Source organism: Microbacterium sp. cx-55, from assembly GCF_021117345.1.
GTDB lineage: Bacteria > Actinomycetota > Actinomycetes > Actinomycetales > Microbacteriaceae > Microbacterium.
This window is the reverse complement of sequence record NZ_CP088261.1, coordinates 1,295,019-1,317,929: the sequence shown is the minus strand read 5'-3', so window position 1 is coordinate 1,317,929 and position 22,911 is coordinate 1,295,019. Positions and strand designations below refer to the sequence as shown.

29 protein-coding genes are annotated in these 22,911 nt (G+C 67.7%); 21 read left to right on the top strand and 8 right to left on the bottom strand.

Features of this window, described 5'->3' with window-relative positions:
- Nucleotides 1–56 precede the first annotated feature (56 nt).
- Nucleotides 57–1,241 (top strand): OmpA family protein, encoded by a 1,185-nt coding sequence (locus tag LQ938_RS06090; protein ID WP_223721500.1) that lies wholly within the window; start codon nt 57–59, stop codon nt 1,239–1,241.
- A gap of 45 nt (nt 1,242–1,286) precedes the next feature.
- Complete coding sequence (locus LQ938_RS06085; RefSeq protein ID WP_223721501.1) at nt 1,287–1,916, top strand: hypothetical protein; 630 nt, start codon at nt 1,287–1,289, stop codon at nt 1,914–1,916.
- A 7-nt stretch (nt 1,917–1,923) separates the two neighbouring features.
- On the opposite strand, the gene LQ938_RS06080 is transcribed toward LQ938_RS06085, so the two are convergent.
- Entirely contained in the window at nt 1,924–2,361 is a 438-nt protein-coding gene (locus LQ938_RS06080) for a hypothetical protein (protein ID WP_223721502.1), read from the bottom strand.
- Between the two features lie 55 nt (nt 2,362–2,416).
- On the opposite strand from LQ938_RS06080, the gene LQ938_RS06075 reads away from it, so the two are divergent.
- The 7 genes from LQ938_RS06075 to LQ938_RS06045 all read left to right on the top strand — a co-directional run bounded on the left by LQ938_RS06075 (nt 2,417) and on the right by LQ938_RS06045 (nt 6,659).
- Nucleotides 2,417–2,710 (top strand): hypothetical protein, encoded by a 294-nt coding sequence (locus LQ938_RS06075; protein ID WP_223721503.1) that lies wholly within the window; start codon nt 2,417–2,419, stop codon nt 2,708–2,710.
- Nucleotides 2,711–2,829: 119 nt separating this feature from the next.
- The gene (locus LQ938_RS06070) at nt 2,830–3,342 is read left to right on the top strand and encodes a hypothetical protein (protein WP_223721504.1); all 513 of its coding nucleotides are present in this window, start codon (nt 2,830–2,832) and stop codon (nt 3,340–3,342) included.
- Nucleotides 3,339–4,133 carry a hypothetical protein gene (locus tag LQ938_RS06065; RefSeq protein ID WP_223721505.1) on the top strand — a complete coding sequence of 265 codons (795 nt, stop codon included), beginning with the start codon at nt 3,339–3,341 and terminating at the stop codon, nt 4,131–4,133. Before LQ938_RS06070 ends, LQ938_RS06065 begins: the two co-directional genes overlap by 4 nt.
- Nucleotides 4,134–4,155: 22 nt before the next feature.
- Entirely contained in the window at nt 4,156–4,551 is a 396-nt protein-coding gene (locus tag LQ938_RS06060; protein ID WP_223721506.1) for an SRPBCC family protein, read from the top strand.
- Between the two features lie 131 nt (nt 4,552–4,682).
- Nucleotides 4,683–5,642 (top strand): alpha/beta fold hydrolase, encoded by a 960-nt coding sequence (locus LQ938_RS06055; protein WP_223721507.1) that lies wholly within the window; start codon nt 4,683–4,685, stop codon nt 5,640–5,642.
- 31 nt (nt 5,643–5,673) lie between these two features.
- Entirely contained in the window at nt 5,674–6,009 is a 336-nt protein-coding gene (gene cmtR / locus LQ938_RS06050) for a Cd(II)/Pb(II)-sensing metalloregulatory transcriptional regulator CmtR (protein WP_223721508.1), read from the top strand.
- Nucleotides 6,006–6,659: a cation transporter gene (locus tag LQ938_RS06045; protein ID WP_223721509.1), complete on the top strand. Its 654-nt coding sequence runs from the start codon at nt 6,006–6,008 to the stop codon at nt 6,657–6,659. Before cmtR ends, LQ938_RS06045 begins: the two co-directional genes overlap by 4 nt.
- 24 nt (nt 6,660–6,683) lie before the next feature.
- Here the strand turns inward: LQ938_RS06045 and LQ938_RS06040 are convergent, their stop codons facing one another.
- Both LQ938_RS06040 and LQ938_RS06035 read right to left on the bottom strand, forming a co-directional pair.
- Complete coding sequence (locus LQ938_RS06040) at nt 6,684–7,064, bottom strand: nuclear transport factor 2 family protein (RefSeq protein WP_223721510.1); 381 nt, start codon at nt 7,062–7,064, stop codon at nt 6,684–6,686.
- Nucleotides 7,065–7,157: 93 nt separating this feature from the next.
- Nucleotides 7,158–8,060 carry a helix-turn-helix transcriptional regulator gene (locus tag LQ938_RS06035; RefSeq protein ID WP_223721511.1) on the bottom strand — a complete coding sequence of 301 codons (903 nt, stop codon included), beginning with the start codon at nt 8,058–8,060 and terminating at the stop codon, nt 7,158–7,160.
- Nucleotides 8,061–8,165: 105 nt separating this feature from the next.
- Between LQ938_RS06035 and LQ938_RS06030 the strand changes: the two genes are divergently transcribed.
- From LQ938_RS06030 to LQ938_RS05990, 9 genes are all read left to right on the top strand, one after another.
- Nucleotides 8,166–9,368 (top strand): MFS transporter, encoded by a 1,203-nt coding sequence (locus tag LQ938_RS06030; protein ID WP_223721512.1) that lies wholly within the window; start codon nt 8,166–8,168, stop codon nt 9,366–9,368.
- A 106-nt stretch (nt 9,369–9,474) separates the two neighbouring features.
- On the top strand, nt 9,475–10,410 hold the full coding sequence (locus tag LQ938_RS06025) for an ABC transporter substrate-binding protein (protein WP_223721513.1): 936 nt from the start codon (nt 9,475–9,477) through the stop codon (nt 10,408–10,410).
- Nucleotides 10,407–11,465, top strand: coding sequence for an iron chelate uptake ABC transporter family permease subunit (locus tag LQ938_RS06020; RefSeq protein ID WP_223721514.1), 1,059 nt, complete (start codon nt 10,407–10,409; stop codon nt 11,463–11,465). The genes LQ938_RS06025 and LQ938_RS06020 overlap by 4 nt, the downstream gene beginning before the upstream one ends.
- Nucleotides 11,462–12,517: a FecCD family ABC transporter permease gene (locus LQ938_RS06015; RefSeq protein ID WP_223721515.1), complete on the top strand. Its 1,056-nt coding sequence runs from the start codon at nt 11,462–11,464 to the stop codon at nt 12,515–12,517. The genes LQ938_RS06020 and LQ938_RS06015 overlap by 4 nt, the downstream gene beginning before the upstream one ends.
- Nucleotides 12,510–13,334, top strand: a complete 825-nt coding sequence (locus LQ938_RS06010) for an ABC transporter ATP-binding protein (RefSeq protein ID WP_223721516.1) — start codon at nt 12,510–12,512, stop codon at nt 13,332–13,334. Before LQ938_RS06015 ends, LQ938_RS06010 begins: the two co-directional genes overlap by 8 nt.
- 26 nt (nt 13,335–13,360) lie before the next feature.
- Complete coding sequence (locus LQ938_RS06005; protein WP_223721517.1) at nt 13,361–14,197, top strand: siderophore-interacting protein; 837 nt, start codon at nt 13,361–13,363, stop codon at nt 14,195–14,197.
- A 106-nt stretch (nt 14,198–14,303) separates the two neighbouring features.
- The gene (locus LQ938_RS06000) at nt 14,304–14,873 is read left to right on the top strand and encodes a TetR/AcrR family transcriptional regulator (protein ID WP_223721518.1); all 570 of its coding nucleotides are present in this window, start codon (nt 14,304–14,306) and stop codon (nt 14,871–14,873) included.
- Between the two features lie 54 nt (nt 14,874–14,927).
- Nucleotides 14,928–15,887: a DNA-directed RNA polymerase subunit alpha gene (locus LQ938_RS05995; protein WP_223721519.1), complete on the top strand. Its 960-nt coding sequence runs from the start codon at nt 14,928–14,930 to the stop codon at nt 15,885–15,887.
- Between the two features lie 131 nt (nt 15,888–16,018).
- Nucleotides 16,019–16,948: a hypothetical protein gene (locus LQ938_RS05990; protein ID WP_223721520.1), complete on the top strand. Its 930-nt coding sequence runs from the start codon at nt 16,019–16,021 to the stop codon at nt 16,946–16,948.
- A 19-nt stretch (nt 16,949–16,967) separates the two neighbouring features.
- On the opposite strand, the gene LQ938_RS05985 is transcribed toward LQ938_RS05990, so the two are convergent.
- Nucleotides 16,968–17,534 carry a TetR/AcrR family transcriptional regulator gene (locus tag LQ938_RS05985; RefSeq protein ID WP_223721521.1) on the bottom strand — a complete coding sequence of 189 codons (567 nt, stop codon included), beginning with the start codon at nt 17,532–17,534 and terminating at the stop codon, nt 16,968–16,970.
- 111 nt (nt 17,535–17,645) lie between these two features.
- On the opposite strand from LQ938_RS05985, the gene LQ938_RS05980 reads away from it, so the two are divergent.
- A complete protein-coding gene (locus LQ938_RS05980) occupies nt 17,646–18,464 on the top strand; it encodes an oxidoreductase (RefSeq protein WP_223721522.1) in 819 nt (272 codons plus the stop codon).
- Nucleotides 18,465–18,483: 19 nt separating this feature from the next.
- Here the strand turns inward: LQ938_RS05980 and LQ938_RS05975 are convergent, their stop codons facing one another.
- A complete protein-coding gene (locus tag LQ938_RS05975) occupies nt 18,484–19,386 on the bottom strand; it encodes an NADP-dependent oxidoreductase (RefSeq protein ID WP_223721523.1) in 903 nt (300 codons plus the stop codon).
- Nucleotides 19,387–19,519: 133 nt separating this feature from the next.
- Between LQ938_RS05975 and LQ938_RS05970 the strand changes: the two genes are divergently transcribed.
- A complete protein-coding gene (locus LQ938_RS05970) occupies nt 19,520–19,963 on the top strand; it encodes a winged helix-turn-helix transcriptional regulator (protein WP_223721524.1) in 444 nt (147 codons plus the stop codon).
- A gap of 113 nt (nt 19,964–20,076) precedes the next feature.
- On the opposite strand, the gene hxlA is transcribed toward LQ938_RS05970, so the two are convergent.
- Together hxlA and hxlB are read right to left on the bottom strand one after the other, a co-directional pair.
- The gene (hxlA, locus tag LQ938_RS05965) at nt 20,077–20,700 is read right to left on the bottom strand and encodes a 3-hexulose-6-phosphate synthase (RefSeq protein WP_223721525.1); all 624 of its coding nucleotides are present in this window, start codon (nt 20,698–20,700) and stop codon (nt 20,077–20,079) included.
- Between the two features lie 51 nt (nt 20,701–20,751).
- The gene (gene hxlB / locus LQ938_RS05960; RefSeq protein WP_223721526.1) at nt 20,752–21,330 is read right to left on the bottom strand and encodes a 6-phospho-3-hexuloisomerase; all 579 of its coding nucleotides are present in this window, start codon (nt 21,328–21,330) and stop codon (nt 20,752–20,754) included.
- A 110-nt stretch (nt 21,331–21,440) separates the two neighbouring features.
- Between hxlB and LQ938_RS05955 the strand changes: the two genes are divergently transcribed.
- A complete protein-coding gene (locus LQ938_RS05955; protein WP_223721527.1) occupies nt 21,441–22,274 on the top strand; it encodes a helix-turn-helix transcriptional regulator in 834 nt (277 codons plus the stop codon).
- Nucleotides 22,275–22,526: 252 nt separating this feature from the next.
- On the opposite strand, the gene LQ938_RS05950 is transcribed toward LQ938_RS05955, so the two are convergent.
- Nucleotides 22,527–22,769: a hypothetical protein gene (locus LQ938_RS05950; protein WP_223721528.1), complete on the bottom strand. Its 243-nt coding sequence runs from the start codon at nt 22,767–22,769 to the stop codon at nt 22,527–22,529.
- Nucleotides 22,770–22,911 lie beyond the last annotated feature (142 nt).

The window sequence follows — 22,911 nt, the reverse complement described above, 5'->3', positions numbered from 1 at the left end:
GAGGTTCCCGACCCGCGGCCGAGTCCGAAGCCCCACCGAACGGAGATCGTCGCGCCATGCCCGCATCCGCCCGCCGTGTGCTCGCCCTGACCGCCCCGGGGCTCGCGATCCTGCTCCTCCTGGCCGGATGCACGGCGACGCCCGACCCGGCGGAGACCCGAGAAAGCAGCGCCCTGCCGTCGGCGACTCCGAGCGGGCCGGACGTGGCTCGCGTGGCGGGGTACGACGTCGGCGACTTCCCGCCCGTTCCGCTCTTCGCGCTCCCTGACCTCTCACTCCTCGACACCTCCGCATCCGCGTTCACCATCGCCACCGGCGAGGAGTTCACGGCGGTTCCCGGCGTGAGCGTCCAGCCGGCGCACTGCGACGGCGCCGGAGTGCCTTCGGGGCAGGGCACCGCCTACCTGTACGGCGACGGCTCCGGAAACTACGTCGGCCCCGACGGGACCGTGCAGAACTTCGGCGACGGCTCCGGCATCTCCGTCATCGACGGCGTGACGATTCAGAACTTCGGCGACGGATCGGGCACGTACACGAACGGCACCGTGACCATCCAGAACTTCGGCGACGGGGTCGGCAACTACACCGACGGCTCGTTGACCGTGCAGATCTTCGGAGACGGCTCGGGAAACTTCACGGACGGCTCGACCACGATTCAGAACTTCGGAGACGGCATCGGCAACTACACCGATGGCGACGTCCGCATCCAGAACTTCGGAGACGGGTCGGGAACCTACACCGACGGCACGGTCACCATCCAGAACTACGGCGACGGCACCGGGATCGTCAACGGCGTCCCGATCGAGGTCGAGCCCATCGCTCCGGTGCCCGAGCTCGGAGTGTTCCCCCCGATCGCCGCTCTCGCGCCCCTCTCCTCGTGCGGGACGACGATCACCTTTCGCGACGGGGTGCTGTTCGACTTCGGCAGCAGCGACATCCGACCGGATGCGACAGCCACCCTCGCGACCGTCGCTCGAGTTCTCTCCGATGCCGGGGTGACCGACGCCCAGGTGTCGGGCCACACCGATGCCATCGGTTCGGACTCGGCGAACCAGGCACTGTCCGAATCCCGAGCGGCCGCCGTCGTCGATGCCCTGTCGGGGCAGGTCGACACTCGCCTGACCGCCGAGGGTTTCGGCGAATCGCGTCCCGTCGCGGCGAACGAGATCGACGGCGTCGACAATCCCGCCGGACGCCAGCTCAACCGCCGCGTCGAGATCTTCATCCCGACGGCACCGTGATCCGGCGCCGTCATCGCCGCTGAGTAACGAAAGCAGGAGAGAGCCATGAGCGACGACCAAGGAATTCTGCTTTTCCTGGCGGCGGGTATTGCCGTCCTCGGCCTGATCGCCGTGATCGGCATCGTGTCGTCTCGCCGCCGCCGGGCCTCGGGTGCCCCAGTCTGGACGGCGAGCATCGACTATCTCGGCGATCAGCCATACGTGGTGTCGTCGAATGCCGAACTCGGGGACGCAGCCCAATGGCAACTCTTCCGAGAGCGCTTTCCGGTCGGCTCAGAGGCCACCATCCCCGCCGCGCCCGGGGAAGACGGAACGCGAACGCTGCACGTGTCGGCCGTGAAACGGAGCCTCCGCGCGGACTGGCCGACGGCCAGGGTCGGATTCACGGCGTACTTCGCCGAGTACGACCGCACCGAATTCCCGGCCTCGTACACAGCCTCGGGGTCGAAGCAGGTGGCCGGAGTAGACGCGGATGCGGAGGGGCTCACGGTCCGAGATTCCCGCGGCGCGTCGATCTGGTCCTCTCCGTGGACCGCGCTGACGTTCTCGAACGGCAACGACCTCATCCTGAAGAACGCCGGCAGCACCATCCGGATCGACGCCGCGGTCGCCGACGGCGTTCCATTGGAAGAGCTCGTGATCAAATACGGCACATTCGTGCAGATGCACTTCTGAACGTGCGTCAGCGTCCGGAGGTCGAGTGTCGGTTCGGAAGCGCCGCGAGGGCACGCACCAGCAGACCCAGCCAGATCCAGCACACCCCCGTCACCGCGCACAGCTGGAGGAACAGCACCGCCCCCTGCACCACGGCCGATCGGCCCGCGTCGCCTGCCGCTCCCCCGACGACACTCCACGCGGCGAGCGATGCACCAACGAGCGCGACGACGCCGTGCACGAGGAGACCTCGCCACGCGGGCCGCATCCGGAGCGTCGCATTCACGACCCATATGCCGGCGAGCCACCCCGCCACGAGCGCGAGAAGAAATGGGAAGAAGTCCAGCCCCTGCCCGACGAGGAAGAACGGCAGCGCCACGGCCGCGCAGACAGCCGACCAGACGCCGGAGTTGCCGAGCAGGCGTCGCCAGAGTGGCGAGCGCGGCGGATCCTCGGGCGATGTCATGACCTCTCGATGCTAGGGCGCGTGAGCATGCCCACGAATCTGTAGGATCCGGGTCGTGGCCGAAAAGAACGAACCGATCTCGGCCCGCGCCTGCGCGATCCTCAGCGTGGTGATCGCGGGATATTCGATCTGGGCCGTCATCGCGACGGCGCGTGACGGGGGCAGCTGGATCTTCTCCATGCTGGCGTCTTTCGTACCGCTGCTGTTCGCGGCGCAGGGATTCCGGATGAGTCGACTACCCGGCGCTCGCTGGGCGCTCTTCAGCCTCGTGACGTCGATCGTGGGCGCGGCGCTCGGTCTGGTGTCGCTGATCGGATTCTTGTGGCTGTACTCGATCTCGGGGTTCTGAGTCGCAACCGTCAGAGCGCTGTCTTCCACGGCGATCCTCCTGTCCACAGGCGTGATCTGAGCACCGCGCCGAGTCTCTACGATGAGGTTCGATCGCATCGCCGAACCGAAGGATGCCCCATGCCCGACCACGCCCAGATCGCCGCCGCGCTGAGTTCGCCCGAGGCTTTTCTCACCTACAGCGACGAACCGAAGGTGTTCGGAGCCAAAAAGCAAGCGCAGGCGGCCTTCGACCTGTGGAACCGCGCCGACCAGCGTTACGTCGGTTCGTATCGCGGTTTCCGAGCCCCCGGAGGTTCGGGCACGGGATTCGTCATCCGGACATTCTGGGACCCGGCCGCGACCACGCCCGACTTCGCGGCGATTGCGGTCGCGATCGACACGGCGCTTCCCGTAGATCTGATTCGCGCGGACGAAAAGGCGACGTACAAAGCGCGTGACAAGAAGCAGACGACCTTTTTCTGCTGGCAGGGGATGACCGCGCGTCCGCTTTCGCACTGGTTCGAAGAGCGCTTCGGCGTGAGCGCGTGCGTCACCCAGCTGTTCGATCGCTCGGACCTCACCCAGAATGTCGCTGTCGTGGCCGTGGAGAACGGCATCGACCACCTCTGGTCGCTCACCGCGCCAGAGTGAATCTCTTCGACGGCTCCGGCCGGCCGCAGCCTGGTGACCGGCTGCGTCGCGCGGCGCTGAGCAGCCTCGGCTGGCTGCTCGCTACCGTCGGCGTGCTCATCATCCTGTCCTTCCTCGCCGGCGGCGCGCCGGAGTGGGTATCCAACGGAGCCGTTGCCGCGGTGGCGATCGCGATCGGTGTGAGCGCACTCGTTCCGGTGGGACTCGGCATCGCGTATCGGTTGGTGCGTGCCCGGCTGCGGGCGGCGGAGGCCATCGATCGCGACTCTCCTGCCGCACCGCGCGCACGGGTGGCGCAGACCGTTATCGCGACGCTGCTCGACTCGGTGCACTCGGCGTCCGGAGATGTTCTCGGCACGGGCCACCTCGTCGACGCGGATCGTGTGCGGTTGACGGCAGCGACGGTCGGCGAGTTCGGTGATCGTCGCGAGGCTCTGGCGTTCATCTGGGTCGTTCGTCCCTCTCAGCGCGCCGACTTTCCGGAAAGTCCGCAGTTCCGGGGCCTACCCGACTGGGCCCGGCACGCGGTCGTGCTGCTCGACCTGCGGCGCGCCATGGCGTTGCAGGGAGACGTCGCGGCGCTCAAGGCTGCGTCCGGTTTCTATCGGCATCCGTTCGAGAGGATGCTGCTCGCCGCCGGTGCGACCGGTGATGACGGACTCGGCGCCGCCCTGCGCGTCGCGCACACCGCCGCCGAGCACAGCGACACTGGGCCCGAGGGCGAAGCCGCCTTCGGGCGACTGCGGGATCTTCTCGACGACATGCGCGTCTGGGCACGGATCATCGACTGACATCGGCTGCCACAATGGCGCCATGCGGAGCCACCACGTCAGCCGAGTCGTTCGGGCCGCCCCCGAGGTCGTCTACGCGTATGCCGCCGACATCGATAACCTCCCCCGGTGGGCGGCGGGCCTCGCCCGAGCGAGCGTTACTCGCGTCGGCGACGACCTCGTCGTCGATTCACCCATGGGCGACGTGCGCGTCCGCTTCGTCGACCGCAACACGCTGGGCGTCCTCGACCACGATGTCGTCCTTCCCTCGGGCACGACGGTGATGAACCCCATGCGCGTCGTGCCGCATCCGGACGGCTCCGAGGTGATCTTCACGGTGCGCCAGATCGAACTCACCGACGATGAGTTCGCCCGCGATGTCGCGATGGTGGATGCGGATCTCGAACGGCTGGCGGCACTCGTGACGGCGCCGAGCTGACGCCGCTCCGGATGGCGTGACATCTGTCATCTCCCGTCGTGACGCTGCGACACTTCTGCGCTCCGGCGCTCCCGGGTTGGCTGGGAAGCACGCCGACGCGACCGCCGGGTCGGCGCCCGAGATGAGTTGTCATGCGAAAGCCCTTCACGATCGCGATGGTGACGGTCGCCGTCGTCGTCGCCCTCCCCGTCCTTCTTCTCACCACGACGACCGTGGTGAACCTCGTCGCGACGCAGTCCGAGCGCGCGTCGATCACCGCGTACGGCGAACGCGTGCCGGTCGACGGCAAAGAGATGAACGTGGTCGTCAGCGGCGACGGCCCGGAGACGATCGTGCTCCTCCCGGGTCTCGGCACCGCCGCGCCGGCACGGGACTTCCAGCCGCTCATCGCCGGACTCGACGACACGCACCGCGTGATCGCGGTCGAACCATTCGGCACGGGCCTGAGCGATCAGACCGACGTCCCCCGCACCGCGGAGAACATCGTGTCGGAGGTGCACGAGGCGGTCCACGCCCTCGGGGTCGACCGGTACGTGCTGATGGGCCACTCGATCGCGGGGATCTACGCGCTGGCCTACAGCGCGGCGTACGCCGACGAACTGATCGCCTTCGTCGGCATCGACAGCAGCGTGCCTCAGCAGCCCGGCGGAGAAGAGCCGATCCCGACCGAGGGCATCGGGGCCCTCCGCGATCTCGGCATCCTTCGCGCCCTGTCCTGGCTGAGCGGCGAAGACCCGGCGCCCGGCGTGTTCGACGCCGCGACCGCCGAGCAGATGCAGCTGTTGAGCACGCAGAACGGGACCGCTCCGACGATGCTCGACGAAATGGCGCACGCCGCCACGAACTTTTCGGCGGTACGGGATGCGGAGTTCCCGCGAACGCTGCCGGTTCTGCTCTTCGTCGCCGACGACAACGGCGACGTCGAGGGGTGGCTCGACCTGCACCGCAGCCAGGCCGCATCCGTCGATCAGGGCCGCGTCGTCGTGCTCGACGGTGAGCACTACCTGCATCACACCCAGTCCCCCGCCATCGCCCGGGAGACGGACGGGTTCCTGGCGACGGTCTCCGCTCCGGCACCTGCGGCGAAGTAAAATACGTCAGCGTGGGCTGTATAGTCACTGCATGCTGACCACTTCTTCGCGTCTGGATGTGATGAACCGTCTGGGGCGGGCGATGGCCGACCCCACGCGGTCCCGGATCCTCGTCCGCCTTCTGGACGGTCCCGGCCACCCCGCCGAACTCGCCCGCGACCTCGACCTCACCCGTACGAACGTGTCGAACCACCTCAGCTGCTTGCGCGGTTGCGGCATCGTCGTCGCGGTGCCGGAAGGACGGCAGACGCGGTACGAGATCGCCGACGCACACCTGACGCGAGCGCTGGAATCCCTGATCGACGTGGTTCTCGCGGTCGATAGCGGCGAGACGTGCACGATCGACGGTTGCGAGTGCGACGCATGACGAGTCCCCTCCGGACGGCGGTCCTTCGACGCCGCATCCGCTGGATCGTGGCCGGCACGATCGCGTACAACGTCGTTGAAGCCGTCATCGCGCTCGCGGCGGGGACGGTCGCGTCATCGGCCGCCCTGATCGGGTTCGGCCTGGATTCGATCGTCGAGGTGCTCTCCGCGGCAGCCGTCGCGTGGCAGTTCGCGTCTCCTGACCCCGAGGCCCGCGAGAAGGTCGCGCTGCGTGTGATCGCCCTCTCGTTCTTCGGGCTCGCCGCGTACGTGAGTGTGGATGCGGTTATCTCACTGGTCGGCAACCGGGCACCCGAGCCCAGTCCCGTCGGGATCGTGCTGGCCGCGGTGAGCCTCGCGATCATGCCGTTCCTCAGCTGGGCCGAACGACGCGCCGGCCGCGAACTCGGGTCGGCGTCCGCGATCGCCGACTCGAAGCAGACCCTGATCTGCACCTACCTCTCGGCGGCACTGCTCGTCGGACTGCTCCTGAACAGCCTCTTCGGGTGGGCGTGGGCGGACTCGATCGCGGCACTCGTGATCGCGGTGTTCGCGGTCCGCGAGGGCATCGAAGCGTGGCGCGGCGACGCGTGCAAGGAGCCGATCAGCGTTCTGACCGGCGAGCGCGCCGCGCACGAGCACGAGCACTAGGGCACGTTGAGGCCTAGAAATGGTCTAGCGCGCAGGGGTAACGCGGCCACGAGTGACTTGCCAAAGACCCTCAGCGACGGTCCACGAACGTTCCCACCGTAGGCGCGTTTCAATCCGTTTGCCGTGGTCGATAATCGTCACGTCAGCGACGAGAACCGTGCGACCACCAGCCTCGGAGGGCACTATCTCCCGCTCGATCTCCTCAATTCGTTCGAATCGGGTTGTCCCTGTGCGATGCGCATCCAGATCAGCGGCCTTGCTGATCTGGCTACCATCCGGGCCGATGAAAATCAGGTCGTCGGAGATCAAAAGGTCCAAGGCCGAAACGTCGCTGACGAGCATCGCCGCCTGAATCGCTGTCTCTACGTCATCAAGCGAACGACCAGACGCATCACGAGAAATCACTCGCCAACGCTACAAGATCGAGAATGAGACTCGAGGCGAGCCGGCAAGGCGATGCTCCCCGAACACACGAGTTCCAGACGCGTCACGTCTGATTCAGCCGAGATCGATTCGAAGGCTAATCGCCTCCGCGTCGAGCGGGTGCGACTGTGCCGCCGCCCAGCTGGCGAGCAGTCCGAGGCGCTCCGCGCTCGCCGATCCGGGTTCGGCGGTGTAGATCATGAGGATGCAGCCGGGGTCGGCCGTGATGACGAGTTCTTCGTACGCGAGCACGAGTTCGCCGACCACGGGATGGTGGAAACGCTTCGTGCCCGATCCGTGCGTGCGCACATCGTGCGATCCCCACAACTGTCGGAACGTGTCGCTGCGCATCGCGAGCTCGCCGACGAGGTCGTGCAGTCCTTTGTCGTGCGGGTCGCGGCCTGCCTCGGTGCGCATGATCGCGACGCACATCTGCGCGAAGGCATCCCAATCCGGGTAGAAATCCCGCGAAGCGGGGTCGAGAAACTGGAATCGGGCGAGGTTCGGGGTGCGACCGCCGTCGCCGATCAGCGGCGAGTAGAACGCGCGTCCGAGCGCATTCGTGGCGAGCAGATCCTGCTGGGAGTTGCGGACGAACGCCACGCCGGTCGTGATCGTGCCGAGAACCCACTGCAGACTCGACCGCGGGGCGGCCGATCGCGCGGCACGTCGTCGCGGACGCCCCGACGCCGGAATGCCGTCGGCGGCGCGGGCCAGATCGAACAGGTGCGTGCGCTCGGTGTCATCGAGCTGCAGCGCAGCGGCGATCGCGTCGAGCACCGACGACGATGCCCCGCCGATCGCGCCGCGTTCGAGTTTGGCGTAGTACTCGACACTGACGCCCGCGAGGACGGCGACCTCCGTTCGGCGGAGACCGGCGACGCGACGATTCGGTCCGGCCGGCAGCCCCACCTGCTCCGGTGAGACCTTGGCGCGACGGGACATGAGGAACTCACGCACCTCGGAGTTGTTGTCCATGCCGACGACAGTACGGCGAGCGTGCCCGTAATGGGGTGCTCTCCGGGTACACCCCCTGAAGGGGTCTCCCCCGCGCGGAGCGGCACGCGTTGACTGGATCGCACCATGACAGCGACCACGACCTCCTCTCCGCCGTCCGCCTCGACCCGAGTCCCCCGCCGGCTCCCCTGGGCGACCCTCGTGGGCCTCGCGTGCATCGGCTTCGTGCTGGTCGCGATGGAGACGATGCCGGCGGGCCTGCTGCCCCAGATCGCCGCCGGTCTCGGCACCGGGGAAGGCGTCATCGGTCTCTTCGTCAGCGCGTACGCCCTCGGGACGGTCATCGTCACGATCCCGGCGATCACTCTGACACGCGGCGTCGCACGCAAACCGCTCCTGCTCGGAACGCTGATCGGTCTGATCGTCGCGAACACCGTCACGGCGATCTCGAGCGACATCGTCCTCTCCCTCGCGTCCCGGTTCGTCGCGGGCGCGTTCTCCGGGGTCATCTGGGGCATGCTCGCGGCATACGGGAGGAAGATCAGCCCGCCGTCTCGCGCCGGCCTCTCACTGGCCATCGTCTCCGTGGGCGCGCCGCTCGGATTCGCTCTGGGCACGCCGCTGGGCTCCTGGATCGGGATGACGTTCGACTGGCGCTGGGCGTTCGCCGGTCTGACGGCGGTCGCGGTCGCCGCGGGCGGTGTGATCGCCGTGATCGCGCCACCCGCCCCGGGCCAGGCCTCACGATCTCGACTCCCCCTCGGGCGGGTGATCCGCATCCCCGGTATCGCCGTGATCCTGGCGGTCATCTTCACGTGGATGCTCGCGCACAACACCATCTACACGTTCATCTCGCCCTATCTGCGGGCAGCGAGCACCGCGCTCACCCCCGACGTCGAGTTGCTCGTCTTCGGGTTGTCTTCCGTCGTCGGCATCGTCATCGTCGGGGCGTTGTTGGATCACCATCCGCGCCCGCTGCTGCACGGCAGCCTCGTGCTGTTCATCGCCGCTGCGGTCGTGCTGCTGGTCGGCCATGCGTGGACTCCCGCCGTCGTCGTCGCGACGGTGCTGTGGGGCATGACGTTCGGTGGCGCCTCCGCGCAGCTGCAGGGCGCACTGACCACGGCGGGAGGAGACGATTCGGATGTCACGAACTCGTTCCTACCGGTCGCGTTCAACCTCGCGATCTTCACGGCCGGAATCCTGGGCGCGGTTCTGCTGGGCCCGTTCGACGGTCTCGTGCTCACGGTCGTGATGATCGTCTTCGGGACCATCGCGCTCGCGCTGACCTTCTACGGACGGCGTCACGCCTTCCCCGCGCGACTCTGAGCGCGGCGGTCATCGCCGGGTTCCGCGCGCGAAGATCGAGAATGTTAGGGTCGCCTTACTACGCTTTCGTAGCTGAGCCATCCCCCTCTCAGAAAGACGATCCGTCATGCCTTCACGCGCCCGCCGCCGCTCCCGCGCGCTTCTCGCCGCCTCGGCCTGCGCTCTGCTCCTGCTCTCCGGATGCGCCTCCGCATCGCCCTCGGAAGAAGGTGCGGCATCCGAGTCCTCCGGCACCCACGACGTCGAGCACGCTCGCGGCACGACCGCCGTACCCGACGATCCGCAGCGCGTCATCGTCCTCGAGCCGCTCGAGCTCGATACGGCGGTCGCCGTCGGCATCGTGCCCGTCGGCGCGGCCGTCGCGAGCAACGTCGCGGGAACCCCGGCGTACCTCGATGTCGACGGAGTGGAGGCGGTGGGGACCGTGCCCGAGCCCGACCTCGAGGCGATCGCGGCGTTGCAGCCCGACCTCATTCTCGGCACCGAGGCCCGGCACTCCGAGCTCTACGACCAGCTCTCGTCCATCGCCCCGACGGTGTTCATCGCGACGCAGGCAGACCCCTGGCGCGACAACGCCGAGCTCATCGGCGAGGCCCTCAACCGGCAGGACGAGGTCTCCGACCTGCTGTCGGCAGTCGACGAGCGCTGCGCATCGCTGGCCGACGAATACATGGTCGACGGCCAGACGGCCCAGCTCATCCGGCCCCGCGATGAAACGACCCTCAGCCTCTACGGGCCGGTGTCGTTCGCGGGAAGCCTTCTCGAGTGCGTCGGGTTCACCATCCCCGAGCAGGACTGGGCAGACGGGCTGCAGGCCGATATCTCGCCGGAGAACGTGCTCTCCGCCCGCGCCGACCACGTGTTCATCACCGCGACCGACGTGGATGACGATGCGGAGATCCCTGCCGCCATCGCTCAGAACGCGGATGCCTTCCCCTCGGTGACGTTGGTCGACACGAGCTACTGGGTGTCGGGCGTCGGCCCGAAGGGCGCTCAGGCCGTGCTGGATGACATCGAGGCGTTCCTCGCCGCACGTCGGTGACAGCCACCCGCGCCGACGGCCGAGCGCGCGTCACCGACGGCCGAGCGCGCGTCACGCAGGGCAGAGTGCGCGCGGTCGGGGGGACGTGGATCCTCCTGGCCGTGCTCTCGCTCGCCGTCGCGCTCTCGCTCGCGGTCGGCGCCAATCCGCTGTCGCTGGATGCGGTGTGGAGAACGCTGCGGGGTGAGGGCAGTCCGGAGACCGACTACGTCGTGTTCGATCTGCGCGTCCCGCGCACGCTGGCGGGTCTGGTCGCCGGCTCCGCCCTCGGGGTCGCCGGTGCCCTCATCCAGGCATTCACACGCAACCCGCTCGCCGACCCCGGCATCCTCGGCGTGAATGCGGGGGCCGCACTCGCGGTCGCTCTCGGCGTGAGCTTCCTGGGCCTCCGGGATGTGTCGCAGTTCGTGTGGCTCGCGTTCCTCGGCGCGCTCATCGTGACCGTCGCGGTTTATCTCATCGGATCGTCCGGGCGGGGCTCGGCCGATCCCCTGCGGTTGACGCTCGCCGGTGTCGCGCTCGGCGCCGTCCTCTCGGGCATCACGACGGGACTGGCGCTCAGCGACCCGGATGCGTTCGATTCGATGCGTAGCTGGAACGCCGGATCCCTTCTCGGACGCGGGTTCGACGTCATCGTCCCGGTGGTTCCGTTCGTCGTCGCGGGATTGGTTCTCGCGATGGTTCTCGCGCCGGGGTTGAACGCGGTCGGGCTCGGCGAGGACGTCGCCCGGGCGCAGGGGGCGAACATCGTCGGCATCCGGATCGGTGTCATCGTCGCGGTCACGCTCCTCGCGGGCGCCGCCACGGCGCTCGCCGGCCCGATCTCGTTCCTCGGACTGATGGTGCCGCACGTGATCCGGTGGACGTTCGGAGTCGATCAGCGGCTGATCCTGCCGCTGTCCGCCGTGCTGGCACCCGTCGTCCTTCTGCTCGCCGACGTGCTCGGCCGCATCATCATCGCTCCGGCCGAGGTGCCGGTGGGGATCGTGGCGGCGTTCGTCGGCGCGCCGGTGCTGATCCTCCTCGCCCGTCGTCGCCGCGTGAGTGCGCTATGACCGCGCCCGCCGCATCCGGAGTCGGTTACCGACGCGTGCTGCTGCGCATTGGTCCGCTGCGGATGCCGGTGCGCGCGCGCAGCATCGTCGTCGGGCTCGCAGCCGTCGCGGCGTTGTGCGTGCTCGGCGTTCTCGCGCTCGGGCTCGGCACCTATCCGCTCACGCCGCCGGAGGTGATCCGCGCGCTCACCGGCGGAGGCGGGGCGATGGACCGGACGGTCGTGCTCGACTGGCGGCTGCCGCGGGCTCTCGCCGCGATCACCGTCGGCATCCTCCTCGGCATCGCGGGGGCGCTCTTCCAGACCGTGACCCGCAATCCGCTCGCCAGTCCCGACGTCCTGGGTCTCTCCAACGGCGCCTTCACGGGGATGCTGCTCGCGCTGGTGTTCGTCTCGAGCAGCGGGAGCGCCCTCATCGCGGGGTCGCTGCTCGGGGGCTTCGTGACCGCGGCGCTCATCTGGCTGCTCTCCGCGCGGGGCGGGATGCAGGGCTTCCGTCTCATCGTCGTCGGCATCGGTGTCTCCGCGATGCTCGCGTCGCTGAACACGTGGATGCTGCTGCAGATCGAGCTCGAGACCGCGATGTTCGCGTCCGCCTGGGGAACGGGGTCGCTGAACGGCGTCACCGCGGGTCCGCTTCTCGGCGCGCTCCTGTGCGCTCTTCCGTTCGTCGTGGCCGCGATCATGCTCGTGCCTCGCCTTCGGCAGCTCGAACTCGGCGACGACATGGCCGCGTCGACGGGTGTGCGGCCGTCGGCGATCCGCGCCGCGTCGCTGCTCATCGGCGTCGTCCTCGTCGCTGCGGCGACCACGGTCGCCGGTCCGGTCGCGTTCGTCGCGCTCGCGGCCCCGCAGGTCGCACGGCTCATCGCTCGCACGCCGCATCTCTCGCTCGTGCTGTCGGGCCTGTTCGGCGGGGTGCTGCTGCTCGGCGCAGACCTCATCGCGCAGCACGTGCTGCCCACCGCTCTGCCCGTCGGCGTCGTCACCGTGTCGGTCGGCGGCGCCTACCTCGTCCTCATGATCATCTGGGAGATCCGCCGCCGTGTCTGAATCCTTCACCGCACCGACCTCGCGCCTGTCGGCCGAGGCGATCAGCCTGTCGTACGACCGCACCGAGATCGTTCACGACCTGTCGGTGTCGGTGCCGCCGGGCGGCTTCACGGTCATCATCGGGCCGAACGCATGCGGAAAGTCGACGCTCCTGCGCGGTCTCTCGCGGTTGCTCGCCCCGTCGAGCGGTCGCGTCGTCCTCGACGGCCAGGCGATCGGTTCGTATCCGGCCAAAGAGGTCGCCCGCCGGCTCGGTCTGCTTCCGCAGAGCGCGTCGGCGCCGGACGGCATCACGGTCGCCGACCTCGTCGCCCGCGGCCGGTACCCGCACCAGAACCTGGTGCGGCAGTGGTCGGAGGCCGACGAGCGCGCCGTGACAGGAGCGTTGGCGGCGACCGGCACCTCCGACCTCGCATCGCGGCCCGTCGATGCGCTCTCCGGCGGGCAACGGCAACGCGTGTGGGTGGCGATGGTGCTCGCGCAGGAGACGGACCTGCTGCTGCTCGACGAACCGACCACGTTCCTCGACGTCGCCCACCAGGTCGAACTCATGGAACTGTTCGCCGCGCTGAACGCGGAGGGGCGCACGCTGGTCGCCGTGCTGCATGACCTCAACCACGCGGCCCGGTACGCGACGCACATCATCGCCATGCGCGACGGTCGTATCGTCGCCGAGGGGCCGCCGGAAGAGGTCATCACGAGCGAGCGCGTGCACGAGGTGTTCGGGCTGGCGAACGTGGTGATCCGCGACCCCGTCACGGGCGGCCCGCTCGTGGTGCCGCTGCGGGGGTCGGCGCCTACCCGGGTCCGCTCATGACGGCGGGCGAGACGGCTTCTGCGCCGGTGGATCACCCCTGGGCCTACAGTGCGTTCCCGGTCGAGGTGCGTGCGCGCGTGATGCTCAGCCCGCGCTTCGTGCGGGTGACGCTGGCGGGCGAGAGCCTCCGTCATTTCGCCGCCTGGGGCCGGGATCAGCGCATCAAGCTCGTGCTGCCGCTGCCCGGTGGCCGCTTCGCCGATTTCGGTCTGCTCGACGAGCCGACTCCGCATCCGTCCGACTGGTACGCCCGGTGGCGGGCTCTGCCGGAAGACGAGCGGAACGTGCTGCGGACGTACACGCCGGCCGCGATCCGGCCCGACGAGGGCGAGATCGATGTGGATTTCTTCCTGCACGAGCCGGCGGGGCCAGCATCCGCGTGGGCTGCGGCGGCCGTTCCGGGTGATCGCGTCGTCATCAACGGCCCGGACTCGCGGATGGGATGGACCGGATACGGCCTGCACTGGCAGCCCGGCGACGCCCGCCGGTTTCTGCTGATCGCCGACGAGACGGCCTTCCCCGCGGTGCGCGGCATCCTGGATTCGTTGCCGGTGGATGCGGATGCAGACGTGATCCTCGAGTGCGCGGATCCCGCCGACGACGTGGTGTCGGCCGGCGTCCCCGCGCACGTCCGGCTGCGGCTCCTGCACCACGGATCACCGTCGGTGGACGCGGCCGTGCGGGAATGGGGTGCGGAGCACGGTGCGACCGCCCGTGAAGATGACGGCTTCTACGCCTGGATCGCCGGGGAGGCGGGGGCGACGACGGCCGTCCGACGGTACCTGGTCAGCGAGGTCGGCATCGCGAAGGAGCGCGTGTCGTTCCTCGGCTACTGGAAGCGCGGCGGCCCGCTCATCGGGTAGGCACACCGGCGCAGCTCCGCAACGGCGGCGCCCACCGAGGCGACGGCCTTTTTGAGAACGTTCGGTGCAATAATCGTTCTCGTGGGCGATGCAAGCGGAGGAAACCATGTCTCGACACAAAGAGTTCAACCCGGCCGATGCGCTGGAACAGGCGATGTTGGTGTTCTGGGACCACGGGTTCGAGGGATCATCGACAGCCGAGCTGAGCACCCGCATGGGGATCGGCAAGCGCAGTATGTACGACACGTTTGGCGACAAACGCCAGCTCTACGTCGCGGCATTGCGCCGTTACATCGACTCCACTGACGCCGCGCGCGATCACGCCGTGTCCGTCGCTACCTCCCTGAATGAGGCGCTGAGCGCGCTGCTGGCACCGCCGCCCGGCAACGACGCTCACCCGCGAGGCTGCTTTGCGACCGCAGCCGCAGCCGCGACGCCGGCGGATGATGCGGAGATTGGCGCGATTCTCGACGGACATATGGCACGAGGACGGGCACGGATCGCGGCTCAGATCTGCCGATTCACCGCAACGCCGAAATCACGAGCGGTGGAGATTGCGCACTTTGCGCAAGACGCAGCCACGGGGCTTCGAGTTCGGGCTCGCGCCGGCCTCACTCAACCCGGCGACGTGACACGCCTGGTCACTGTCGTGAACACGCTCGCGACTGCCGCCTGACCCGAACAGCGCAGCGCGCGCCTCCCCTGAAGCGCTCAGTCGAAAGGATTCTGCATGCCCCTTGCACAGCGGCCCGAACTCACCGAGGAGCGGGTCTCCGAGACTCGGTCGCACTTCGTCGTCGGGCCGCTCGAGCCTGGCTTCGGTTACACGATCGGCAACGCGCTGCGCCGAACCTTGCTCTCCTCGATCCCGGGCGCGGCCGTCACCAGCATTCACGTCGTCGGGGTACTCCACGAGTTCAGCACCATCCCCGGCGTACGCGAGGACGTCACCGAGATCGTGATGAACATCAAGCAACTCGTCGTTTCCAGTGAGCATGACGAGCCGGTTCGGGCGTACCTGCGCAAGACCGGCTTCGGCCCGATGACCGCCGCGGACATCTCGTCTCCCGCGGGCATCGTCGTGCACAATCCCGAACTGGTCATCGCAACCCTCAACGACACCGCGACGTTCGAAATGGAGATGACCATCGAGCGCGGCCGCGGGTACGTCTCGGCATCACAGAACAGAAACGATTATGCCGAGGCCGGCCAGATTCCCATCGACTCGATCTACTCGCCGGTACAGAAAGTCGCGTACCGCGTGGAGGCGATTCGTGCGGGCGATCGAACGGACTTCGACAGACTCATCCTGAATGTCGAGTCCAAGGCGTCCATCTCTCCGCGCGACGCCCTGGCCTCGGCCGGCCGAACCCTCACCGAGCTGTTCGGCTTGGTGCACGATCTCAACGGCGAGGCTGACGGCGTCAGCCTCGGTCCGACGCCCGATCTGACGGTCATGACCGAGCCCTCCGTACTGATCGAAGAGCTCGATCTCACCGTCCGATCATTCAATTGCCTCAAACGAGACGGCATCCACACGGTCGCGGAACTGGTCACTCGGTCTGAGGAGCAGCTCATGAGGATCCGCAACTTCGGCCAGAGATCCGTCGATGAGGTGAAAGACAAGCTCGCGAATCTCGGGCTGTCACTCAGGGAAGCCGTTCCCGCGTTCCAGAAGGCGCGTTTCTAAGCAGGACGCCGCGCCTCCGGTCAAAGACCCCATCCCCCACGCAACGAACAGCATCGAAAGAGCGGAACCCTCCGGTGAACACCGAACCCCTTGCCTCACCTAAGAGCGCGCCCGCCCAGGACCCACGGCGGTTGAGCTACTCAACCCTGGGAATCGCGCTGGGCCTCGCGGGCCTGGGCAGCGTCTGGGCAGGCGCAGGAGAACTCTTCGGCGTGTCGCCGGCCATAGCCGAGGTGATGTTCGCGGCATCGGCGGCCTGGTGGCTCGCCGTACTGATGGCACGACTGCCGGTGACACGGCAGCGACTGCGGGATCTGCGCGCGGACGTTCGCCATCCGACGACCGGTCCATTCCCGGCATACGTTCCGGTCGTCGGACTGCTGCTCACGAGCCACTACGCGACGTACCTCGCACCCGAGCTGGTCCAGGTACTGACCTTGCTCTGGGTGGCCGTACTCGGCGCCATGTCCGCGCAGATGCTCTCGTTCTGGTTGAGCGGCGCGCTGCAGTTGAGCCAGATCCACCCTGGCTACGCGCTGCCTGTGATCGCGGGCCCGTACATCGCAGCGATCGCCCTGAACATCGCCGGATACCCCGCGCTGGCCATCGGCGCGATCGGCGTCGGGACATTCTGCTGGGCCACGATCGGCACGCTCATCATCGTCCGACTCGTCGCGTCTGCACCCTTGCCTTCTCCCATGCTTCCCACGTTGGCGGTGCTCGTCACACCGCCGATCACGGCGGGACTCGCCTGGTTCGCAGTCCGCGATGGTGAAATCGACGTGGTGCAGTTACTGCTCTCCGGAATCACTTTTCTCATGGTGTTGACTCAGGTCTTCATGATTCCGAGGTATGCGTCTGCCTCGTTCAGCCTGGCGTTCTGGGCGTTCACATTTCCTGCCGCCGCGCTGGCGGGCTATCTGCTCCGGTGGGCAGCTGTCGTCCCCGGAACGACGACGACTCTCGTGGCGGGCATTGCCGTCGCCCTGGCCACGCTCGCCGTTCTGACGGTGGCGATCATGTCTGTCGACTCAGCGAGGCGCGCCCGCCGCCGCCGCTGAAGCGACGGGCGCCGTATGGTCACGGCATCAGAGAAAGAACATTCCGGATTCCTTGGATCAAGATCGCGTCGGAAAGGTCGGGGTCGCTGACCGCACGCGCAATCTGGAGCGTGCCCGACATCGCTCCCAAGATAGCCAGGGCGGCCGCTCGGCCATCTTGGTCCTCGTCGCCGATGTTGGCGGCAAGCGGTCCGAGGCTATCGAGCACTCCGCGCGTGTAGGCACTTCGCGTTTCGCCGGCACTGCGGCCGATCTCCGCAACGAGAGTCGCGGTGGGGCATCCATGCGCGGGGTCGTCCCTGTGCCCGGGCGACAGGTACTCGCGAACAATGCGCTCGAACGCCGAAGAGTCGTCGGTGACGCTCGAGAAGCGGTCTTTCTCGGCGCGAAGCTGGTCGACGACCGCGGCAGTCACGAGGTCTTCCTTCGAGGCGAAGTGCACATAGAACGCACCGTTCGTCAGCCCCGCATCGGCCATCAGCGTCGACACGCCGGACGCGACGATCCCGTCGGTCTTGAACCGCTCCCCCGCTTTGCCGACGATCCGAGCGCGAGTGGACTCCTTCTGACTGCTTCCGTACCGCATGACGGCCTCCTGAGCGTTGACATTACGAACATCAGGCTATCGCTTGGCGAGGTTGCGCTGTCGCCCCGTTAACCATAACCTTACGATCATCATCTAAAGATTGAGGTCTCCGTGGTTCTCTCCAGCAAACGTGTCGCGCTCGTCACAGGAGCATCGTCTGGTATCGGTAAGTCAGCGGCGTCCGCTCTGGTCGACGCCGGATTCGTCGTCGTCGGCACCAGCCGCCGCGCGACGGGCGCCGCACCCGCATCCGGCGTCGACCTGATCGAACTCGATGTCACCAACGACGCGTCCGTCGAGACAGCCGTGGATGACGTCATCACCCGGCACGGCCGCATCGACGTGCTGGTCAACAACGCCGGCTTCGGTTCGGTGGGAGCCGCCGAAGAAACCTCCATCGCGCAGGCCCAGATGGTTTTCGACGTCAACGTATTCGGCGTCATGCGGATGGTGAAAGCCGTACTGCCCCACATGCGAGCACGCGGCACGGGCCACATCATCAACGTCTCGTCGGTCCAAGGATTCATGCCCGCACCCTTCATGGCCGTCTACGGCGCATCCAAGCACGCCATCGAGGGTTACTCGCAGTCACTGGACCATGAGGTCCGGCAATACGGAATCCGTTCGATCCTCGTGGAGCCCGCGTACACGAAGACCGCTTTCGAGGCCAGCAGCACGCGTCCGGACGCGCTGCTCCCCGCGTACACGGAACAGCGCGACACGTTTGCGCGCGTGATGGCAAAAGCGATTGAAGCGGGTGACGAGCCCGCTGTCGTCGCCGAAGTCATCGTGAAGGCTGCGATCAACCCGACGCCCAAGCTTCGCTACACCGCCGGCCGTCTCGCCGGCAGCGCCAGCATGCTGACTCGCTTCGCCCCTGTCGGCACGTTCGACAAGCAGATCCGAAAGATGAATCAACTCCCCCGCTGAGGCCCCCGCCGGAGCACTCTCACGGAACGATGATGATCTTTCCTCGAAATCCTCCGGTCTCCAGCTGATGGTGGGCGCGAAACGCCTCGGAGAGCGGGATGACACTGTGCACGCGCGCTGGGTATGCACCGCTGGTCACGCCCGCGAGAAGCTCACCCAGCACTCTGCTATCCGCATGAGCACCCACGGCGGAGACCGAGATCTCACGCTCTGCCTCAGGCACGGCAGAGGGCGCCACACCGATGTAGATCCCGGCGTCTTCCACCGAAGCGAGAGCGGTCTCTCCGATCGTCGCCGCATCTAGGACCGCTGCGTAGGTCGGCGATCCGGGGAGCGAGGTGATCAGAGTCGCGCCGGTGGATTCGACGAAGACGCGATCCGACTCTCTCGCCAGACCGGTCACCGCGAAGCCTCGTTCTGCAGCCAGGACCAGAGCGAAGCCTCCGACCGAGCCTGCGGCCCCCGTGATCAGCAACGACCGACCGCGCGCAGCGCCAGCGAGATCGAGCGCCTGACTCGCGGTCAAGGCGCTCAACGGTACGGTTGCCGCGTCGATCGCGCTGAGCTCACGGGGGCGTACCGCCACCGCGTTCTCTGGAAGCACGACCGCGTCGGCGTACGTTCCCAGATCCCGATCGACCATGCCCGTCATACCCGCAACGAGCGACCCCACAGACACCCGCGTCACTCCCGGACCGACCGCTTCGATGACTCCGGAGACATCCCAGCCCAGCCCAACGGGCGACTTCGTCGCCCACCCCAGGGAGTGATAGAAACCCGCGCGAGTCTGCGCATCGACGGGGTTGACTCCCGCAGCTTCCACGCGCACGAGCACCTCCCGTGGACCCGGCGACGGGGTGGCGACCTCGACGATCCTGATCGAATCCGGACCGCCGGGAACCGTGACAACAGCTGCGCGCATGGTGACGAAGCCTTTCCTCTGTGTGAAGTGCTCGCCGGCTCATGCGCCGACGATTCCTCAAGTGTGCGCCGCGCGCTATTCTTCAGGAAGTACGTACCCGCAAGTGCGTAGCTATCTAGGAGGAATACTCGTCATGACCACACGCACCGCAGCCGTTCAAAAAAGCGCGGCGAAAGAGGCATACGACGTCTTCCTATCGAGCTGCCCGAGCAGACAACTCTTCTCGACGCTGACAGACAAGTGGCTTCTCCTCGTTCTGAATGCGTTGTCGGGGGGCGCCAAGAGGTACTCCGAACTCAACAGATTGATGGCGGGCGTCAGCCCCAAGATGCTCACGCAAACCCTTCGGAGCATGGAACGAGACGGCCTGGTCACTCGCTCCGTCGAGCCCACCGTCCCGGTCACGGTCACATATCAAGCGACCGATCTCGGGTGTTCTCTTTTCTCGGTGGCCACACAGTTCAAAGCATGGGCGGAGACCAACTTCGACTCCGTGAGTGCAGCGCGCGAACTCTACGATTCGACCGGGGACAGCAAGAGGAGAGACTCCGGCTCTCCCGCCGTGCTCTCGTCCTGAGCGAAGGGCCCACCCTCGACATCGAAGCTGGCGCTCATCTTGGTACCGCCCGGGGCGCGCGCCAAGAAGGGAGCCGACGCCGAGCGCCGACTCCCCCGCCCGTCAGTACCGGCTCAGACGATGGCCGCGCGCAGCTCCGCCGCGGCGGCGCCGACGTCGGGAGCGCCGTAGATCGCGCCGCCCGCGACGGCGACCTGCGCGCCCGATTCCTGCACCGAGGCGATCGTCGTCGCGTTGATTCCGCCGGCCACGGAGAACGGGACGCCGGATGCGGCGCCGTCGCTCAGCAGCGTCGCGAAGGTGAAACCTTCTTCGGCCTGCTCGTCGAGCCCCGCGTGCATCTCGACGAACTCGACGCCGAGCGCGACGACCTCCTTGGCGCGCGCGGGCTTGTCAGCGACGCCGATGAGGTCGACGACGACGCCCTTGCCGTGCTTCTTGGCCGCCTTCACGGCGCCCACGATGGTGCTGTCGCCGGCAGCTCCCAGCACGGTGACGAGGTCGGCTCCGGCGGCGAACGCGATGTCGGCTTCGAGCTCGCCGGCATCCATGGTCTTCAGGTCGGCGAAGACGATCTTGTCGGGGTGCGCGGACTTGATCGCGGTGATGGCCGACAGGCCCGCGCTCTTGATGAGCGGCGTTCCGAGCTCGAGGATGTCGACGTGCGGCGCGGCGGCGGCAGCGAGTTCGAGAGCGGCCTCGGTAGTGAGGGTGTCCATGGCGAATTGCAGCTTCATTGTGTTCCTTTTCGTATCGCGGAAGGGAGGTCGAGAGAGGGGGCTCGGCGGCTATTCGATGTTCGCGTGGCGCGGCCAGAGCTCGTCGGCGGTCTGTCCGCTGCGCTGCCAGAGCGCGTGGAAGAGCGCATCGCCGAGGATCATGACCGTCTGTTCGAAAAGCGAGCCGGCGTACTGGGCGGATGCGGTGCCCGAGCGGTCGAGCTTGTCGGCGGCCGGCACGATGATGGTCGCGGCGGCGAGGCCGGCGAGCGGCGAGTGCGGCGCCGTGGTGATGGCGGCGACGCGGGCACCGGCGTCGATCGCGGTGGATGCGGCGCCCACGATGCCGCCGGTCGTGCCGGAGCCACTGGCGACGAGGAGGAGGTCATCCTTCCCGATGGCGGGCGCGGTCACTTCGCCGACGACGTGGGCGTCGAGTCCGAGGTGCATGAAACGCATGGCGGTCATCCGCAGGGCGAGGCCCGATCGGCCGGCACCGAAGACGAAGACCCGCGGCGCGGCGGAGATGAGGTCGGCTGTGCGGGCCAGGGCGAGCGGGTCGCGGTGCACGAGCTCATCGATGACCGCATCCAATTCGTTTCGGATGCGGGTGAGCGAGTACCCGACGCCGGCTTCCAGTACGTCCATGCATCCATCGTCGAACGTTCCGTGGTCGCGGGCGCCCACCCGACAGACCAGTCTTTCCTACCCGAACGGGTCAGCTATCCGTTCGGGTAGGTGGCGCGTACGGTGGAGGGATGGATGAACAGGAGGCGCTCCGCTCGGCGACCGCTCGACGCGAGCAGGTCGCGCAGGCGCGCGCGGTGACCGATCATGCCGACGAGCACGCCGTGACCCTCGAGTCGATGCTCGCGATTCTGCGCTCCGACCGCCTCGACGACCGCGCCGCCCGCACGATGGCGATCGATGTGGCGGCGAGCGCGTTGGTCGGTCTTCGGATGGTGACGGACCAGCAGCGCAGCAGCGTGCTCGAGCCGGTCGTCGGTGCTTTTGCGCGGCTTCGCAACGATCTGCGGCCCCTCGTGCGTTTCGGCGATCTCGATGTGCAGTTCGTCGAGCCGCCCGTCACGGGGCGCGCTCTTCCCGGCGAGGTGGCGCACGCGGCCCGCGTGATCGTGCGGAACGCGGTGCTCGCGTTCGTCGATGCGGGCGAGTCGCGCCGGGTGCGCATCCAGTGGGATTGCGACGGCCTGAACTTGTTGATCGGCATCCGCGACGACGGAAAGGGCGAGCTCACCGCGCACGACGATTCGCTGCGTCCGATCGCCGAGCGGGTCTCCGCGCTCGATGGCGAACTGGCGGTCTCGTCGACGACCGGATGGGGGTCATCGCTCGAGATCCGGTTGCCGCTCGATCCGCCGGCCGATCCCGAGCCGCTCGTGGGCGCGGTCTCTCTGTCTGCCCGCGAACGCGAGGTGCTTCGCCTCGTGGCGTCGGGAGCCCGCAATCGTGACATCGCGAAGCACCTCGGCATCAGCGACAACACCGTGAAGTTCCACGTCTCGAACCTGCTCCGGAAGGCCGGCGCGCGCACCCGCGCCGAGCTCGCCGGCCTCGCTCTCGCCCGGTAGGGGTCCCCTTTCCGGCGAGACGCTTCACGCCGTATCAACGGCCCTGCTGCGTCGGCGGCAAGTCGCCAAGGAAGACCAGGATGATGAACAGGCACCCGACTATGACAAACAGAGCCCCGCCGAATCGGTTCATGTGTGCCTGGATGCGCCTGGAACGATCCGTCCGACCCTTTCGCCGCACGCCTGAGCGTTCGGTCATAGTCTCCACATCCCGCGGACGGATGCCCCGGGCGTTTTGCCGACGCTCACGTATCACGCACCGGGCGCGGTCTCGTCATTCGATTCGAGGCTCGCGAGCCGACGATGACGGTGCCATCCCCAACTCAGGATGCTCTGCAGCGCCAAGTAGCCGCCGACAACGAACGTCCAGACGCTGATGTCCGAGCCCGACATGCTCGCCAATAGGCCGACGGCGATCAGAACGAGCGCGGCGACGGCCAGGACGGCGTGAAAGATCTCGAGTCCACGTCCGTTCGATCTGCGTGGGTCACGCATCTGGCCTCCCGCGAGCTCGCAGCTGAAGCGCGCTCGCCACGGCTGTGCAGGCGGAACCGACCGGAGTGAACCAGTTCCCGATGCCGGCGAAGACGATCATGCTGACCGTCACCAAGGTGACCGAGGACGCGACGAGCAGCAG